Source organism: Collinsella sp. TF07-1 (genome assembly GCF_003437235.1).
Lineage (GTDB): Bacteria > Actinomycetota > Coriobacteriia > Coriobacteriales > Coriobacteriaceae > Collinsella.
Window position 1 is genome coordinate 160,374 of the sequence record NZ_QSRV01000001.1, and the last position, 15,357, is coordinate 175,730.

General features: G+C 56.4%; 17 protein-coding genes. 12 read left to right on the plus strand and 5 right to left on the minus strand.

All coding sequences use genetic code 11. From position 1 onward, the window contains the following. Positions 1–20 precede the first annotated feature (20 nt). From DXC67_RS00685 to rfbB, 6 genes are all read left to right on the plus strand, one after another. Positions 21–1,139 carry a CDP-glycerol glycerophosphotransferase family protein gene (locus DXC67_RS00685; RefSeq protein WP_255413340.1) on the plus strand — a complete coding sequence of 373 codons (1,119 nt, stop codon included), beginning with the start codon at positions 21–23 and terminating at the stop codon, positions 1,137–1,139. After that, entirely contained in the window at positions 1,132–2,391 is a 1,260-nt protein-coding gene (locus DXC67_RS00690) for an oligosaccharide flippase family protein (protein ID WP_158551256.1), read from the plus strand. The genes DXC67_RS00685 and DXC67_RS00690 overlap by 8 nt, the downstream gene beginning before the upstream one ends. After that, complete coding sequence (locus DXC67_RS00695; protein ID WP_117636969.1) at positions 2,375–3,946, plus strand: NTP transferase domain-containing protein; 1,572 nt, start codon at positions 2,375–2,377, stop codon at positions 3,944–3,946. Before DXC67_RS00690 ends, DXC67_RS00695 begins: the two co-directional genes overlap by 17 nt. A 3-nt stretch (positions 3,947–3,949) precedes the next feature. Further along, the gene (locus tag DXC67_RS00700) at positions 3,950–4,651 is read left to right on the plus strand and encodes an IspD/TarI family cytidylyltransferase (protein ID WP_117636970.1); all 702 of its coding nucleotides are present in this window, start codon (positions 3,950–3,952) and stop codon (positions 4,649–4,651) included. 88 nt (positions 4,652–4,739) lie between these two features. Continuing rightward, on the plus strand, positions 4,740–5,627 hold the full coding sequence (rfbA, locus tag DXC67_RS00705) for a glucose-1-phosphate thymidylyltransferase RfbA (protein WP_117636971.1): 888 nt from the start codon (positions 4,740–4,742) through the stop codon (positions 5,625–5,627). Between the two features lie 2 nt (positions 5,628–5,629). Further along, positions 5,630–6,649, plus strand: coding sequence for a dTDP-glucose 4,6-dehydratase (gene rfbB, locus DXC67_RS00710; protein WP_117636972.1), 1,020 nt, complete (start codon positions 5,630–5,632; stop codon positions 6,647–6,649). Positions 6,650–7,244: 595 nt separating this feature from the next. On the opposite strand, the gene DXC67_RS00715 is transcribed toward rfbB, so the two are convergent. From DXC67_RS00715 to DXC67_RS10335, 3 genes are all read right to left on the minus strand, one after another. Then, positions 7,245–7,634: a hypothetical protein gene (locus tag DXC67_RS00715; RefSeq protein ID WP_147327728.1), complete on the minus strand. Its 390-nt coding sequence runs from the start codon at positions 7,632–7,634 to the stop codon at positions 7,245–7,247. Between the two features lie 24 nt (positions 7,635–7,658). Further along, entirely contained in the window at positions 7,659–7,853 is a 195-nt protein-coding gene (locus DXC67_RS00720) for a hypothetical protein (protein WP_117636974.1), read from the minus strand. A 105-nt stretch (positions 7,854–7,958) separates the two neighbouring features. Then, positions 7,959–8,435 carry a transposase gene (locus tag DXC67_RS10335; RefSeq protein ID WP_158551257.1) on the minus strand — a complete coding sequence of 159 codons (477 nt, stop codon included), beginning with the start codon at positions 8,433–8,435 and terminating at the stop codon, positions 7,959–7,961. 343 nt (positions 8,436–8,778) lie between these two features. Between DXC67_RS10335 and DXC67_RS00730 the strand changes: the two genes are divergently transcribed. From DXC67_RS00730 to DXC67_RS10545, 5 genes are all read left to right on the plus strand, one after another. Then, entirely contained in the window at positions 8,779–9,237 is a 459-nt protein-coding gene (locus DXC67_RS00730) for a Panacea domain-containing protein (RefSeq protein ID WP_158551258.1), read from the plus strand. Beyond that, the gene (locus DXC67_RS00735; protein WP_117636977.1) at positions 9,234–10,178 is read left to right on the plus strand and encodes an MnhB domain-containing protein; all 945 of its coding nucleotides are present in this window, start codon (positions 9,234–9,236) and stop codon (positions 10,176–10,178) included. Before DXC67_RS00730 ends, DXC67_RS00735 begins: the two co-directional genes overlap by 4 nt. A gap of 456 nt (positions 10,179–10,634) precedes the next feature. Then, complete coding sequence (locus DXC67_RS00740; RefSeq protein WP_117636978.1) at positions 10,635–11,207, plus strand: hypothetical protein; 573 nt, start codon at positions 10,635–10,637, stop codon at positions 11,205–11,207. A 330-nt stretch (positions 11,208–11,537) separates the two neighbouring features. Beyond that, the gene (locus DXC67_RS10540) at positions 11,538–11,936 is read left to right on the plus strand and encodes a hypothetical protein (RefSeq protein WP_147327730.1); all 399 of its coding nucleotides are present in this window, start codon (positions 11,538–11,540) and stop codon (positions 11,934–11,936) included. Continuing rightward, positions 11,921–12,118, plus strand: a complete 198-nt coding sequence (locus DXC67_RS10545) for a hypothetical protein (RefSeq protein ID WP_117636980.1) — start codon at positions 11,921–11,923, stop codon at positions 12,116–12,118. Before DXC67_RS10540 ends, DXC67_RS10545 begins: the two co-directional genes overlap by 16 nt. 136 nt (positions 12,119–12,254) lie before the next feature. On the opposite strand, the gene DXC67_RS00755 is transcribed toward DXC67_RS10545, so the two are convergent. After that, the gene (locus DXC67_RS00755; RefSeq protein WP_117636981.1) at positions 12,255–12,719 is read right to left on the minus strand and encodes a hypothetical protein; all 465 of its coding nucleotides are present in this window, start codon (positions 12,717–12,719) and stop codon (positions 12,255–12,257) included. 490 nt (positions 12,720–13,209) lie between these two features. Beyond that, on the minus strand, positions 13,210–13,782 hold the full coding sequence (locus DXC67_RS00760) for a hypothetical protein (protein WP_117636982.1): 573 nt from the start codon (positions 13,780–13,782) through the stop codon (positions 13,210–13,212). Positions 13,783–14,538: 756 nt separating this feature from the next. Between DXC67_RS00760 and DXC67_RS00770 the strand changes: the two genes are divergently transcribed. Next, a complete protein-coding gene (locus DXC67_RS00770; protein WP_117636984.1) occupies positions 14,539–15,300 on the plus strand; it encodes a TIR domain-containing protein in 762 nt (253 codons plus the stop codon). The last annotated feature ends 57 nt before the right edge of the window (positions 15,301–15,357 follow it).

The window sequence follows — 15,357 nt, forward strand, 5'->3', positions numbered from 1 at the left end:
TTAGCGGCCTTGGAAAGATTTTGAGTTTAGCGAGTAGAACTCAGTTCAACAAAGTTGTCCTTATGTGCAACGTGGGTAGGGGTTACCTGGGTAATCCGAAATATATCGCCGAGGCGCTTCAACGACTATGCCCAAACGAATTTGATTTAGTTCTGCTCGTTAACGAAGAAGATCGCACCGCCCCTTCCTATATAAGGCAGGTTCGCAGGACAAGTTTTGCCGCGCAGCAAGAACTTGCTACTGCGCGGTTTTGGGTCGACAATGTGCGATCACCGCGTTACGTTCTTAAGCGCAGTGATCAAATTTATATTCATACATGGCATTGCTATATTTCTCCCAAGCGAGTTGAGCGTGATGTTAAAGACCACCTTGAGCCTGAGTATGTGGACTATGCAAAAGCTGATGGTGCGTTGACTGACTTGATGTTCGCCGATAACGATCTTTATGAAAATGTATATCGCACGGCGTTTTGGTACGACGGCCCTGTCGTCAGGTGCGGCGTCCCCAGAAACAGGCCATTGATTCTTGGGGATGAGGAAGCAAGGCTGAAAGTGCGAAGGGCGCTGGGGGTAGATGATGATGCTTCTATTTGCCTATACGCGCCAACATTCAGAGCCGATTGGTCGGTTGATCAATACCGGTTCGATTTCGATGCTTTCATAAGAGCAATCTCGGAGAGATTTGGGAAAGATTACGTCTTTGCCTATCGGCTTCATCCAAACATTGCGAAGTTAACCAGGCCGGAGTTTTTAAACGGCTACCTCGATGCGACTGACTATCTGGATGCACAAGAGCTTTTGGCTGCGACTGACGTAATGGTTTCCGACTACTCTTCTATTCTTGAGGATTTTGCGCTTACCGGGCGGCCTGGCTTTGTATATGCCCCTGACTTTGATGCTTATTCGTGCGACAGAGGCTTCTATTATTCACTCGAAGATCGGCCTTTCTCTGTTGCTCGAACTAGCGATGAGCTTATCGCTAACGCTCGTGGGTTTGACGAAATGGACTATCGAAAGGCACTTGATCGGTTCTTCTCCTTAATTGGCTTTCAGGATGATGGCCATGGTGACGAACAGGTTGCTCAAATGATTATTTCCTTATCAAAAAACGGATCGACGGTTGGGGACATTCTTGGCTGATAAAAAACTTGCGGGCAATACGCTCGCTCTGTATATATTGTTGGCGACCTCCTATTTATTTAGCTTTATAGCCTTGCCCTACCTTACGCGCGTTCTAGGTCCGGAAGTGTATGGCCGTATCGGATTCGGGACGGCATTCTATTCTTATGCTTACCTAATTATTGACTTTGGGTTTATCCTCTCAGCAACTGCCGAGGTATCCCGTGCTGGACTTGACCGGGCGAAGATTTCCGTAGCATTGACTGCTGCGTCCTTGGCGAAAATCGTGCTTGCGCTTCTATGCGGTCTGGTGCTGGCGGTTTTATGCCTTACCGTTCCACAATTTGCTGAAGACCCTCTTCTCTATTTTTTTTATTTACTTTATGCCGCCGCAAGTGCGCTGTTGCCTGATTTTGCCTACCGCGGCTTAGAAGATATGAAAATGGTGACGGTTAGCACCGTTGTCGTAAAGAGCGTGTTCCTGGTAGGCGTTTTCGTGTTCGTCAAGGATTCGACGCAGTACATGCTCGTTCCTCTCCTTTATTTTTTAGGTTCTGCAATTGCGGACATCTTTCTACTATTCCATCTTCGCGGCAAATACGGAGTCTGTCTTTGTCACATCGGGGTCTCCGATGTGTGGAGAAGCATGAAGGATTCTGCGCAGTATTTTGTTTCACGAGTTGCCTCTACGTTCTATTCCTCCTTGAACACCATGGTTTTGGGAGTCGTCTCTCCTGGCTCCGCTGAGCTAGGGCGTTTTACGGCTTGCACCAATGCGGTAAATGCAGGAAAAGGGCTTTCATCGCCAATTGCGGATAGCATGTTTCCCTATATGATCAGAACTAAGAACTACCGTCTTCTGGTCAAAATCATCGTATTTGGCGAAGTCCTGCTCGTACCCGCATGCATTGTTGTAGCCGTCTTTGCGCCTGGGCTATGCGAGTGGTTCTTTGGTGAAGGGTACGCTGAATCCGGAGACTATCTGCGAATCCTTATCACGCTCATTCCGATTTCACTCGCCTCATATCTCCTAGGTTTCCCGGCCCTTACTCCTATGGGCAAGGCCGGAGTCTCAAACTCTTCTGTGGTCGCTGGAGCGGTAATTCAAGTTCTTTTCCTTGTCGTGCTCTGGATTTATGGACAACTGAACGCGCTGAACATTTGCTATGCGACTGCTGTTACGGAAACCGTTGTGCTGTTAATTCGCGCCTTCTCGTTTATCGAGGGCTTGAGAGACATACGGAGGAAAAATTCCAATGAGCAACAGGGTTAAAACCGCGATTATCCTTGCCGCCGGTAAATCGTCCCAGTTCTTCCCGCCGCTTTACGACAAGCCCAAAGGGCTTTTTGAATACAAGGGCGAGGTGCTCATCGAGCGGCAGATCCGCCAGCTTCGCGAGGCGGGCGTCGAGGACATCGCCGTGGTTGTGGGCTACGAGAAGGAGCGCTTCTTCTACCTCGAGGACAGGTTCGGCGTCGACCTGGTGTTGAGCACCCGCTGGGCAGACGAGTCGAACCTCTCGAGCCTGGACCTCGTTCGCGACCGCCTGGGCGGCTCCTTCCTGTGCTGCGCCGACCACTGGTACGCTGAGAACCCGTTCGTCGGCTTCGGCGGCGGGGACCGCTCCGTGCGCATGGTGCGCGAGCAGGGGGACGCCACGCGCGAGCTGGTCGCTGACGTCTGCGCCGACGGGCGGCTGGCGAACCTCCGCTGCGGAGCCCCCTCGGGCACTTGCATGGTGGGCGCGGCCTATATCGCGCCCGAGTGGGCGGAGCGGTTCTTCGGGCTCTACGACCGAGAGCGCGGCTACATCGGCGTCAAGGGCCTCCTGTGGGAGCAGTTCTGGGGCCGGCATGCCGACGAGCTGCCGCTCTTCGCCTCCGCCGCCCCCGAGGGCATGCTCGAGTTCGACAGCATGGAGGAGCTCGGCGAGGACGGCGTGCTCGCGAACGTGAGCCCCGCCGCAATCGCCAACATCTGCAGCCTGCTCTCGTGCGAACCCGAAGAGATAACCCACATCAAGCCGCTGAACGCGGGCCTGACGAACGTCTCGTTCTCGTTCCACCTCAGGCACGAGAAGTACGTCTACAGGCACCCGGGCGTGAGCTCTTCCGCCCTGGTCGACCGCGACGCCGAGGTGGTTGCCGAGCGCACGGCGATGGAGCTGGGCATCGACCCCTCCGTCATCGACATCAGCCCCGAGGGCTGGAAGCTCTCGCGCTTCGTGCCCTCGTCGCGTTCCTTCGACTACGAGAACCCCGTGGACCTCGCGGCAGGCGTGGGGCAGATCCGCGCGTTCCACGAGAGCGGCGCCTCCTGCGCGCTCGCGGTCGACCTCCTCTCCGAGGGCGACCGCCTGCTCGAGCTCGCCTCCCCGAGGAAAGGTGAGGCCGTGGGGCGCCTCGCCGGCCTGAGGCGCCGCCTGGGCCGGGTTTGGCACCACGTGGAGCTCGACGAGTGGCCGAAGGTACTCTGCCACAACGATACATACGCTGTTAACTGGATTGTCGGCGACGAGGGGCTGTGCATGATCGACTGGGAATATGCGGGCATGAACGACCCGATGAACGATCTTGCGGCAATGGTGGTACGCGATGGGCTCTCGCACGATAAGGGCGACGAGATTTTGGAACTTTACTTTGGGCGCGGGCTGAGCCTTGAGGAAAAGCGTCACGCCTACGGCGTGTTCGCACTGAGCTCTTGGTATTGGATGTGCTGGTGTCTATTCAAGGACACGCTTGGCGAAGACGGTTTCTTCATGCTGCGGAGCTGGAGGACGCTCAACCACTACCTGCCGCTGGCGCTCGAGATGTACGAGGGAAAGTAGACGATGAACATAGCGATGATACTAGCCGGCGGCCGCGGCACCCGGGTGGGCGCCGACGTGCCCAAGCAGTTCATAGAGGTCCTGGGGCGCCCCGTGCTGTCCTACACCATTGAGAGGTTCCAGAACCACCCCGAGGTCGACGCGATAGAGGTGGTCTGCCGCAAGGGCTACGAGGACGAGCTGCGCGCCATCTGCGACGCCGGCGGCTTCGACAAGGTCCGCTGGGTGGCCGAGGGCGGCAGGGAGTTCCAGGACTCCGTCATCAGCGGCCTCAGGAAGCTCGAGGGCGAGATCTCCGACGACGACCAGGTGCTCGTCCACTACGGCGCCAGCCCGTTCGTCTCCGACGAGGTGATCTCCGACGCGATACGCGTCTGCAGGCTGCACGGCAACGCCAGCCCCGCGCACAGCCAGGTGTACCTGGCCGCGACCCCGGGCGACGGCGAGGGAACGAGCGGGTTCGTGGACCGCGACGAGGTTATGTGCCTGAACTCCCCGCAGGCGCTGCGCTACGGATACGCCAAGTGGGTCTACGAGGAGGGCGCCCGCCGCGGCCTTCTGGACAAGGTGGAGCCGCACACCACGAGCCTGATGTTCGCGATGGGGGAGCGTGTATGGTTCTCGAAGGGCTCGACCGCGAACATCAAGATCACGACGGCCGAAGATCTGAGGCTGTTCAAGGGATGGGTTCTGGCTGGGAAGTGAAGCTCTTAGGAGGAAGCTGTAAATTATTTAATTACCTTTAGTTTGACCACTTCGTAATAGGCTGGCTATTGAAAGGATGATAGGGGATATGAAAGGCATAATCCTCGCGGGCGGGTCGGGTACTCGTCTGCATCCTATAACCAAGGCGATGAGCAAGCAGCTGCTGCCGATCTACGATAAACCGTTGGTGTACTACCCTTTGTCCGTGTTGATGCTGGCGGGCATACGCGAAGTGCTTGTCATCTCGACACCGCGTGACCTACCGGCGTTCAGGGAGCTTCTCGGCGATGGCTCCGAGTTGGGAATGCGACTAGAATACGCCGAGCAGGCCGTGCCTCGCGGTCTGGCAGAGGCTTTTACTATCGGGCGCGACTTTCTTGCCGGCGAGCCGTGTGCGCTGGTTCTGGGTGACAACATGTTCCATGGCCAAGACCTCACTCGCTTGCTTACGCGCGCAAAAGAGAGAGTGGAAGGTCGCGGCGGGGCCGTTGTTTTCGGGTATCCCGTGCAAGACGCAAGCGCCTTTGGCGTGGTGGAGTTCGACCAGAATCATCGGGTTGTCGGCATTGAGGAAAAGCCCGAGGCCCCAAAGTCGAACTATGCAGTACCAGGGCTGTACTTCTATGATGGGCAAGTTTCCGACATCGCGGCAAACGTTAAACCGAGCGCACGCGGCGAGCTGGAGATTACGAGCATCAACAACGCCTATCTAGATAAAGGTCAACTGTCGGTCGAGCTGATGGGCCGAGGCATGGCGTGGCTGGATACGGGCACGCCCGAAGGTCTTTTGAAGGCTGCCGAGTACGTGGAGGCTGTCCAGAGCCGCCAGGGATATTACATCGCATGCTTGGAAGAAATCGCCTATCGTCGCGGATTTATCGACTATACACAGTTATATGAACTGGGCGAAGCGCTGAAGAAGACCGCATATGGCAAGTATCTTTTGAATGTGGCCAGCGAGGCAATGAGGAGGTAAATATGACAGACATTTTTGAACCCAAGAACATCATCGTCACGGGCGGCTGCGGCTTCATCGGCAGCAACTTCGTGCACTACGTCGTGGACAACCACCCCGGGGTGCACGTCACCGTCCTGGACAAGCTCACCTACGCCGGCAACCCCGAGAACATCGCCGGGCTTCCCTCCGACCGCGTGGAGCTCGTCGTGGGCGACATCTGCGACGCCGCGCTGCACGATGAAATCGTCCCCGGCCACGATGCCATCGTGCACTACGCCGCCGAGAGCCACAACGACAACTCCATCGCCGACCCGGAGCCCTTCCTGCGCACCAATGTCGAGGGAACCTTCCGCCTGCTGGAGGCCGTGAGGAAGTACGGCGTCCGCTACCACCACGTCTCCACCGACGAGGTCTACGGCGACCTCGCGCTCGACGACCCCGCCAAGTTCACCGAGGAGACGCCCTATAAGCCTTCTTCGCCGTACAGCTCGACCAAGGCCAGCTCCGACATGCTCGTGCGCGCATGGACCCGCACCTACGGCCTACGGACAACGATCTCCAACTGCTCCAACAACTACGGCCCCTACCAGCACGTGGAGAAGTTCATCCCCAGGCAGATCACGAACATCATCGACGGCGTCCGCCCCAAGCTCTACGGCCGCGGCGAGAACGTCCGCGACTGGATCCACACCGAGGACCACTCCTCGGCCGTCTGGGACATCCTCACCAAGGGCCGGATGGGGGAGACCTACCTCATCGGGGCCGACGGCGAGAGGGACAATATCACGGTCCTGCGCATGATCCTCACGGCCATGGGCCGCGACCCCGAGGACTTCGACTGGGTCGCAGACCGCCCCGGACACGACCGCCGCTACGCCATCGACAGCACGAAACTCCAGCGCGAGCTGGGCTGGAGGCCGGCCCACACCGACTTCGCCGAGGGGCTCAAGCAGACGATCGACTGGTACGTGGAGAACGAGTCCTGGTGGCGCCCCGCCAAGGAGGCAACCGAGACCCGTTACCGCGCGCAGGGGCAGTAGAGGTAACAGCTCATACGAAACAACGGGGGTCCCGGACTAGTGCTCGGGACCCCCGTTTTATTTAGGGCGCAGTTGGCCGAACGTGTCCCTGAATAACGGTTAGTTGGTGGAGCGTTGTGCGTCGTGGGTTGCATTTCTTACGCCTTTGCTCGCGGCCTTCCCCGCCATAAATACTGTGGTGATGCTATTCGCCCAGCTGTTCGCCTACGCGGACACGCCCGGCGGGGGGCGCATGCCTGCACGACGAGTTGATCGGTTGCGACGAGATGCCCGAAGGCAAGCAGCCGATGGCATGTGGCGGCGCGAGGCGGGGCTGCGGGCGAGGCCCGCGCGCAAGAGCAACACGAAGCGGCTCTCCTAGGAGTGGCTGGCAGGGCTGCGCGAAATCTGCAACGACCAGGTGCGCTGTCCGCTGGCGCACGAGGAGTCCAGGCTCAAGAAGTTCGACAGCGACCGAGACGGGACGTGGCTTGACGACATCCCCCGTCGGCAACGACCACTCGATTGACACGGTGGGGTACGCGATGATGGACGACTCTTGCATGGGTGAGAACGCAGCGTCCAGCTTTTCCCCACCATCGAAAGGCGCTAAAGGTTAATTTGCCGTCTTCTCCGTTGTCTTGGGGTCAGCCTCTTCGCCCTGCTCGCCGAATACACCCTTGAACTTCGTCATAACGTTTTTCTTTGTCTCGACAATCTTTGGGCGCGCGGTCTCACGCCACCATTTTTCGACATGAGGCTTTGCCACCTGAGCACCTTTCGCCACCAGATAGCCGACGGCAATTACGGCAATCGCAGCAGCTGCCACCTTGCCGCCGTTCGGATTGGAGGCATCATCTCCATTGCGCTGGCCGTCATCAATACTATAGTCGCCATTTGCCGCAAGCGATGCCTCCAATTCTTCTCTCTGCCTTTTCTTTTCGGCGCGATTGGCTGCAACTGAATCGGAAAGCTCGCGTCTGCGTTCTGAGGAAAGCGGCCCCATTTCATCGAGAATCTCCTCTTCCCATTACGTGGCAACATAGCCAGCATGATTTGGGCTTCCAGTTTCCCTATGCCTCTGCGTGGCATAGGGATGCCCCTTCTCGGTGACCCTATAATCTCCAGGTTCGCCTTCGAGGTATCCTTCTTCCTTCAGCCAGACATTCATCTCCTCAGCATTAAGCCCAACATCCCGCCCCAAGTATCTTGCTGACTTACGCATCGCAAGCCTCCATTCGCTCATCAACAGTATGATAGTCTCGCAAATGTTGATGTAGGTCTCTGCTCTCGAGGGTGGCCGAAGGCTGCCCAAGGAACCGAGAACCACCTAGAATGCCGTCATTCTAGCTAATGTCACACCGCCTCCCCGCCGGGAACGGGGCTGTCGGCCACACCGAGCCCGATGGTCCTGGCCGCGTGCTCGGCGGCGGTGCCCCCGTAGGCGTGCTTCGGTGTGTTGGTCCTTGGCGCCCTCCACAGCCCTGCCGATGGAGTCGTCGTCGAACCAGCAGAGGCCCGCCCAGTCCTCGTCCTTCTCGGAGAACATCGCTCTCATCATCCCGATGGGCGACTTTCTGTTGGGGAACACCTGCACCACGCGGCTGCGGCGCTTGGGCGCGCGGTTGGCGCGCTCCTGCACGTTGTTGGTGCGAAGTCTCACGTGGTGCTCGTAGGGGAAGTCGAGGTAGGCCAGAGCGTCGATCTCGGCCTCTTTGAGCACCTCGGCCGCCTTGGGGCAGAACCCCTCGGTCTGCTCGATGGTCATCTGGGAGCTCGAGTCCGGGCTCGCCGACTGCAGGGCCACGCGCGCCATTAGCGAGGGATGTGGTGATCGCGAGATACACGGTAGCGACCTTGGGCGCATGTGCGCGCTTCTGCAGGTTCGAGCGGAAGGAGATGAAGTGATTGGCGAAGACGTGAAATGGGCGTTGGGCATTGCGGTCACGGCGCTCGTGCTCATGGCGTTCCTGCTGCACGTGCCGTTCGCCCTGGTGCTGGGGCCGTGGAGGACTAGGGGGCGCGTCCGAGACCGGAACCCCCGCTGGAGGGACCGTCCGTTTTTTGTCCGGGCGAGCTGAGATGCTTTTATCACGATAAGCGCAGATGGGAAGCACATCACTGGTATGATTTGGAAAAGGAGGAAACAGATGAAAGTCCAAATCGGGACAGAGTACTGTGCGATGGAAATCGCCGAGTACGCCGTCAGCAGGCGATATCGCCACGACACGCCAATCAGCAATCTTCAGCTCCAGAAGATTCTTTACTTCCTGCAAGTCATACACGCGAGCGAGACCGGCGAGCTGCTATTCGCCGACCAGTTTGAGGCATGGCCCTACGGCCCGGTCATCAGAGATGTCTACGTTAAGTTCTCTGACTGCGGCGGCTTCCCGATAAAACGCGAGTTCGACACCGAGATAAATGATTCCATCCGCCCGTTTCTGGATGCGGGGGTGGACATGCTCGCCGAGAAATCCCCATGGGAGCTCGTCAGGATCTCACACGCCGAGGGGTCTCCGTGGGACGTCATCTACAACCAGAAGCGCCTACACAAGGGAATCATCCCAAATGAATTGATCATGCAGTGCGCTAGCGAGGTCTCTGAGTGACCGAGCAAGACTACGCAAAGGCGGCCGAAAACTTCGAAAGGGCCCTCTCTCTGCTCACCAGCAAGATTGGGACTCTTTCGAAGCCACCCCTGAAAGTTCCCCCAATAAACGCAGGCAGCGACGACGCAGAGAAACGCAAGGCTCTCCGCGACATGCTCGAATCCCTCGCCAGCACGGATGATGCTGCGGTGCTCTCCCAGGATGACATCCGCCGAGCCTCGAACTTCTTCGTAAAGCTATATGGGGGGAGCGAGCCCTATCGCCATAGATATGCCGACATCTGCGACCTGGTATTCAATGCACTCGGGCAGTCCCCTGGGGACTTGGACGAAGGGGTCCCCTATTCGGTCAACTGCCTCGCCGAGAACATTCGCATCATCCATGACAACCTGACGAAACATGGATTTTGTGACCAGGCGAAAAGTGTCCTCAAACTCGCCGACCACATCGACCTGGAAAAGACGAGGCTGAGCCACGACATCGAACAGCAGCAGGCCATGCGCACATTCAAAGCGGCAATCGCCGAAGTGAAAGCGGAAAGGGACGAGGCGGACCAGAAACGCGCAGAGCTGGAAAGGGAGTTCGACGAGCGCCTCGACAAGACGAGGATGGAGTACATCGCGATCCTCGGCGTGTTCGCGGCGGTCGTGCTCGCCTTCAACGGCGGCGTCGGGTTCTCGACCTCCGCGATGGGCGCGCTCGGCATCGACGGCGGCATACGCGCCATCGTGCTCCTCGCCGCGCTCGTGGGCTTCGTGCTCATCAACACGGTCTGCATCCTGCTGGTCTTCATCTGGAAGATGTCCTTCAACCATCGGAATGTCGAGCTGGGAAAATGGCCGAGGAACTGTCTGATCGCCGCAGACGTCGTCCTCGTGGTCATCATGGCTGCGATGATGGCGCTCTCCCACCCTGGACTCAGGGGGCTCATCGGGCTGTAGCCCGAACGCCATGCCGAGGGCCGTCCTCCGGGGCGGCCCTCGGCATGGCGACACGTCTAGGAACATAGCCGTGCGGTCATCCTCCGCCGCACGGGACACTGGGGAGCCGTCCTTCGGGTCGGCTTCCTGCTTTTCGCGGCGGGGCGAGATTGATTGGAGGTGGCGCTTGGACGCCGACGAGCCGATGGCGAAGGTAGTGTCGCGATTGTTGGTGTAGGGTCTCCATAAGGCGGAATCTGTAGAGGAAGGGGACTGTGATATCGTGCGCTCCGATGATGATATGCCTGGAGAAGGGTTTTACGAGCGCTACCGCGTGCTCTTTTACCCATGGATTCACGAGAGGCCTGCGGCCAGAATGCGGGATGTGCGACGGGAGAAGCGAGCCGTTCGCCAAGTGGGGCCCGTTGACCGGAAGCCTCTCCTTGAAGCGGCGGCGCTGGCGGATGGGTTGACCAAATGTTCCCAGATAGCGTTGTAATTAGTTTCAACGGTCAAATCGATTTCGGCACGGCTGTTGCTTTCCTCTCGTTGGCGCTCACTCTCCTCCAGTGGATTGTCACGCTGATACGGGGCCGCCGGGCGGCCGCGCGGAGCCAGGCCTCGGCCATCTGTGCCCGTGTGGTCAGGATGCCCGAGGGGGAGACGGCCACGGTTGGCAGGTGCAGGGTTGATTTCGGGCCGCAGTTCGGACTAGAAGTGATGAACAATAGCAACGACGTCGTTTACCAAGTTATCCTCACTGCCGCGCTCGTCCAAGGTGCCGGGCCTCAAGACGGGAGGGACGTCGAGGGGTGTGGCTGCAGAGTTCTACTCTCGTCCGTTGCTCCGGGCAAAACCGTGAGGTGTATCGGGCATCTCGATTGCTCGATGCATAAGGCCCTCGGCTGCGAGGTGGCTTTCACCGATCGCTACGGACGCAGTTGGGTGCGGAAGAGCGACGGTCATTTGGGCAGGATTCGATTCAAAACGCCCGTCGATTATTACGGTCTGATGCTGCCTGTGGAGTGGATGGACTTCGATGAATGGTAATCGACACACTCTGGTTTTGAACGAAGAGTCCCCGAGGCGATCGATAACGATTCTTCTTTGATGATGCAGGCGGCGCTACCATTAGCAGCGCCGCTTCTTTTATGTTCCGTACGCAGATAGGCCCCGTCATGTTGACCACCGAACGCATCTTGGCCGACGTGCTCGTGTCGGGCCGCTGTTCGTGATCGAGCCCGACCATGATAGCGAGGCCGTATACGATTTCACCAACCCGAGGTCGGGGGCGAGGATGAACGCGAAGACAGGAGAGATTCTCTGATGGATAGCATGTTCAATGACCATGTTTTCCCTAAATACAAGGATCAACAGGTCATGAAGCCTCAGATGGATGGCCTTGATGACCCCACTTTAAGGTATTTCACGCTGTTGGACTCGTCTGCCCTAGTGAAAGACGAACTTAAAGCCGACAGGTTCGACGATGAATTCATTAAATCCTTCCTCAATGCCGCCAAGGAGCTTGCGGCCGCCGGGAGGAGAGCGACCGACAGGCCGGGCATGTATGTGTTCCTGGAGCATTCCTACGCGATTCCGGTGATGTTCCTCACAAGGCACTGTATTGAGCTTTCAATCAAGAGGGCGATAAAAAATGTGGGGCTAAGCCTAAGAAAGACCACAGCCTTAGAAACCTGTGGAATTCCTTGCTCTCGAGGTTTCCGAAGCAAAAGTGCCGTGAAGACAATAGAACCATCAAGAACATGGGTGCTTTTGTAAATGCCATTGCCGACATCGATGACAACGGCATCAGTCTCCGCTATCCGCAGGACAAATCAGGCGGACTGACGCAGGACAGGCCGCTATTCGTGAACGACGAGGAAGTCGTCTCGTATTTGGAGAAGTTCGTAGAGCAACTTCAACTTATTGACTTCGATTATCTTGTCGAGAATGGTAAATAAGTAGCTGGAGACCGCTCTTTATCGTTTGTAAAACCATTGGTTGGGATCGATTTGACCACCGGCCCCAACCAGAAATATAACGTCCGATAGTTGTGAATCATAACCAGTAAATTAACGTAGCATCACAGCGGGATTGCTAAAGAAACTCGCCAGACTCAAGGTCGATAAAGTCGCCAAGTCTGATCTGCGCCTTGAAAGCGGCCTCATATTCTCTCGCTCGCGTCTGATCATCAAGCTTGAAGCCGATGTTGAACAGCTTTCCCGACTTCGTTCTCCGAATCAGGTCTTGTTCCAACATGAATGCGATCACGCGGCGATGCGCTTCGTCGTCGTCCATATTCAAATAGAAGCACGCGACACCGCGCCTGCCCTTCGCGAGGGTCTCGCAGGAGCTGTGCTTGCATTCAGCAACCACCGTACCGAGAGCCGCTTCACGGCAGACCTCCTCTACGAACTCAATATCATTGAAGAAGAACATCCATTTCCCGCACCTGTGCTTATCAAGCTCCGGGGCCAGCTTGGTATCGATGTAAAACGACCACCACGGGTTGTCCACCCTGATGATTCGGCCGTCTTCGCTCAACATCGACCTCACTTCCATCCATGCCTCCTATGCCAGGATCTCACCGATTACCAAATTGAACTTTATGCCCGAACGCGGTTCGTTGAACTCGTCGACCGCCTCGCCGTCATGGTCGGGCTTGGTCACGAACAGCGGCCCCGGTGCATCGATGCGAGGTCCGATCGTGAATTCACATCGCTGTAGGATTATAAATTGACTTTCGATATTGGCACTCTTTATAGCGTTGTAGCAAAGTGAGCCTGTTACCGGCTTGTTCCGGCAACGGGTTTTTTAATATCTACTTGGAGTCATGCAAATGGTCCAACATAGATCTGTAAGTAAGCGCTTCGAGGAAACGATGCCGATCTCGCATCAATTCATGGGTGCATCGGAAAAATAGGGCGGAGTCGCCCTCGCGATCCCGCCCCGTAGACCCGAGTGTTTCTGACTTTCCCGTTATCCGGAACGGCTGGAGAAGGTCGCGTCTCAGTTCGGAAAACCCAATGCTTGAAGCGACGATGCCAAGGGGCTACTCGGTCAGCTTTTCGCATCCGCGCCAGGGCAAGGGGAGGGACAGCCTGTAGAACGAGGCCGGCTCCATAGGAATCTCCTCGAGCCTTCCGTTGCCTCGCCGAACCCACGATGTTCCGTTTGCGTCGGTGAAAGCCGTTTCGGGCGCCGTGCGTACTCCCATTCCGTGCCCTTCCGTCGGGAGCCATATGTACCATGCTCCAGGAGGAAGCGTGCCGACGCAGACGCGGTTGGGAAAAACGGGGCGGTTGTCCTCTCCTTTGAAAGAGGGGCCGGCTCCGCTAATCCCGACGCAGGTGACGATTGCGCCGTAGACGGGGGACTCGCTTTCGTTTCGAAGCACGACGAACTGCCAGACGAATCGATTGTCCTCGGGCTGACCGGTACGGTTTCGACCCCCTTCGTACCATGCCGATATGCGGGATGGCTGATACCGCTTGATGTCGTCCTCCCTGTTCCTTTTGCTCTGGCTGCCTTGCCAGAATGCGACAATCAAGGCCACCAAGGTAACGAGTCCGATGAATGCTTGGACAATCAGATTGGCGATGTCTATATCGATGCCAAAAATCATTGGATGGTCACCGGCTCAGCGTCGTGGGGCGATAATTCTAACTCCGAATAATACGGCTTGATCGATGGTCGACGTTACGTAAACGTCAAAATGGGTTTGTCTTAACAGCCTTATTTTCTTAAGACAAACTTGCCGCAACGCCAATTCAAAGAGTTTGCCGTGACGCAGACAGATGCAGTTGGTTGCTGAAAAGCGTGGTTATTTGGGCAGGATTCGCTTCAAAACGCCCGTCGATTATTACGATCTAATGCAGCCTGTAGGGTGGATGTACTTCGATAAGCAGTAGTCGACATGCTCTGGTTTTGAACGAAAAGTCCCAGAGACAATCGATAACGATTCTTCTTTGATGATGCGAGCGGCGCTACCATTAGCAGCGCCGCTTGTTTTCCGCTCGCAGATAGATCCCGCCATGTTGACCACCGAATGCATCTTGACCGACGTGCTCGTACTCCTATTCGGGCACAGAAATTGGAGGCGCGGCCCCCAGCGTCTACTCAGCGAAATTCGTTAAGAAAGCTGACATCGAACACTGTGAACTCCGTCATCGAATCGAATCTCATTGACTGGGATGCGTTCATTAATGATGACTTTGATGCCTATTTCAAAGCTCGCGTCATGGCTTTGCTGGACGCTATTGAGTTCGCACTGGGCAAGTCCATCTCCGATAGGGGCACCGAGGAAACAGTAAAGAGATTTGGCCGCTCATTGGAATAAGATGCTTCTTAGCTCCGTTATTGGTTATAGAAAGAAGGCTTAATGTCTGATTTTGAAATTTTGCAGCAGTTGTGCGAAACAGCAGACGAACTTTCAAAGAAATACATCAGCTCTAGTTCGCCTGACTTTAAAGCATGGAAGACAAGGGCGGACAGGCTTTTAATTAGGCGATTTGGAAAAGACAGCTACGAATTTAAAAGCTTTAACAAAATCAGCTACTCGTTGTCTTTCTTCACCTCCGGTACGCCCGACTCGGCTTTCGTTGAAGCCTGTGCGGACGGCCTGCGCAGTGCAAAAGCTGTGCTGGAGACATACCTTGATGAGTTTTCAGACGAAGGGGAAACCGGATCGACTGCAAATGTTGGAGATTATTCGAAGGTATTTATCGTTCATGGTCACAACGGAGAGCTTAGAGAAAGGGTCGCGAGAATCATCGAAAGGCAGGGCCTGACGGCGGTTGTCCTAAACGAGCAGTCAAATCAGGGCAAGACAATCATCGAAAAGCTGGAAATTGAAGGCGATGCAGCAGGAGCGGTATGCCTTTTTACGGCGGACGACGAAGGAAGAGCCCAGGCAGAACAGTCGGAAAAGCCCAGGGCTAGACAAAATGTTGTATTTGAAGCCGGATACTTTATTGGTCGGCTTGGCAGGGAAAACGTTGCAATTCTTGTTGACAAAGGTATCGAGATTCCCTCCGATCTACAGGGCGTCGTTTATACCGGAACAGACAGTTGGGAGTTCGGCCTCTTGAAAGAACTCAAGTCCATGGGATATTCCATCGACTTTAATAAGATGGATATCTAATCCGTTGATCCCTCCTTTCACCGACTGGCAAAGCGATTTACACCTAATTGTGGACAT

Coding starts and splice junctions, on each gene's coding strand:
- DXC67_RS00730 (WP_158551258.1), top strand. CDS start 8,779: ATGAAAGTCCAAATCGGGACAGAGTACTGTGCGATGGAAATCGCCGAG.
- rfbA (WP_117636971.1), top strand. CDS start 4,740: ATGAAAGGCATAATCCTCGCGGGCGGGTCGGGTACTCGTCTGCATCCT.
- DXC67_RS10540 (WP_147327730.1), top strand. CDS start 11,538: ATGAAGCCTCAGATGGATGGCCTTGATGACCCCACTTTAAGGTATTTC.
- DXC67_RS00695 (WP_117636969.1), top strand. CDS start 2,375: ATGAGCAACAGGGTTAAAACCGCGATTATCCTTGCCGCCGGTAAATCG.
- DXC67_RS10545 (WP_117636980.1), top strand. CDS start 11,921: ATGGGTGCTTTTGTAAATGCCATTGCCGACATCGATGACAACGGCATC.
- DXC67_RS00760 (WP_117636982.1), bottom strand. CDS start 13,782: ATGATTTTTGGCATCGATATAGACATCGCCAATCTGATTGTCCAAGCA.
- DXC67_RS00700 (WP_117636970.1), top strand. CDS start 3,950: ATGAACATAGCGATGATACTAGCCGGCGGCCGCGGCACCCGGGTGGGC.
- DXC67_RS00755 (WP_117636981.1), bottom strand. CDS start 12,719: ATGGAAGTGAGGTCGATGTTGAGCGAAGACGGCCGAATCATCAGGGTG.
- DXC67_RS00715 (WP_147327728.1), bottom strand. CDS start 7,634: ATGGGGCCGCTTTCCTCAGAACGCAGACGCGAGCTTTCCGATTCAGTT.
- DXC67_RS00720 (WP_117636974.1), bottom strand. CDS start 7,853: ATGCGTAAGTCAGCAAGATACTTGGGGCGGGATGTTGGGCTTAATGCT.
- rfbB (WP_117636972.1), top strand. CDS start 5,630: ATGACAGACATTTTTGAACCCAAGAACATCATCGTCACGGGCGGCTGC.
- DXC67_RS00740 (WP_117636978.1), top strand. CDS start 10,635: ATGTTCCCAGATAGCGTTGTAATTAGTTTCAACGGTCAAATCGATTTC.
- DXC67_RS00770 (WP_117636984.1), top strand. CDS start 14,539: ATGTCTGATTTTGAAATTTTGCAGCAGTTGTGCGAAACAGCAGACGAA.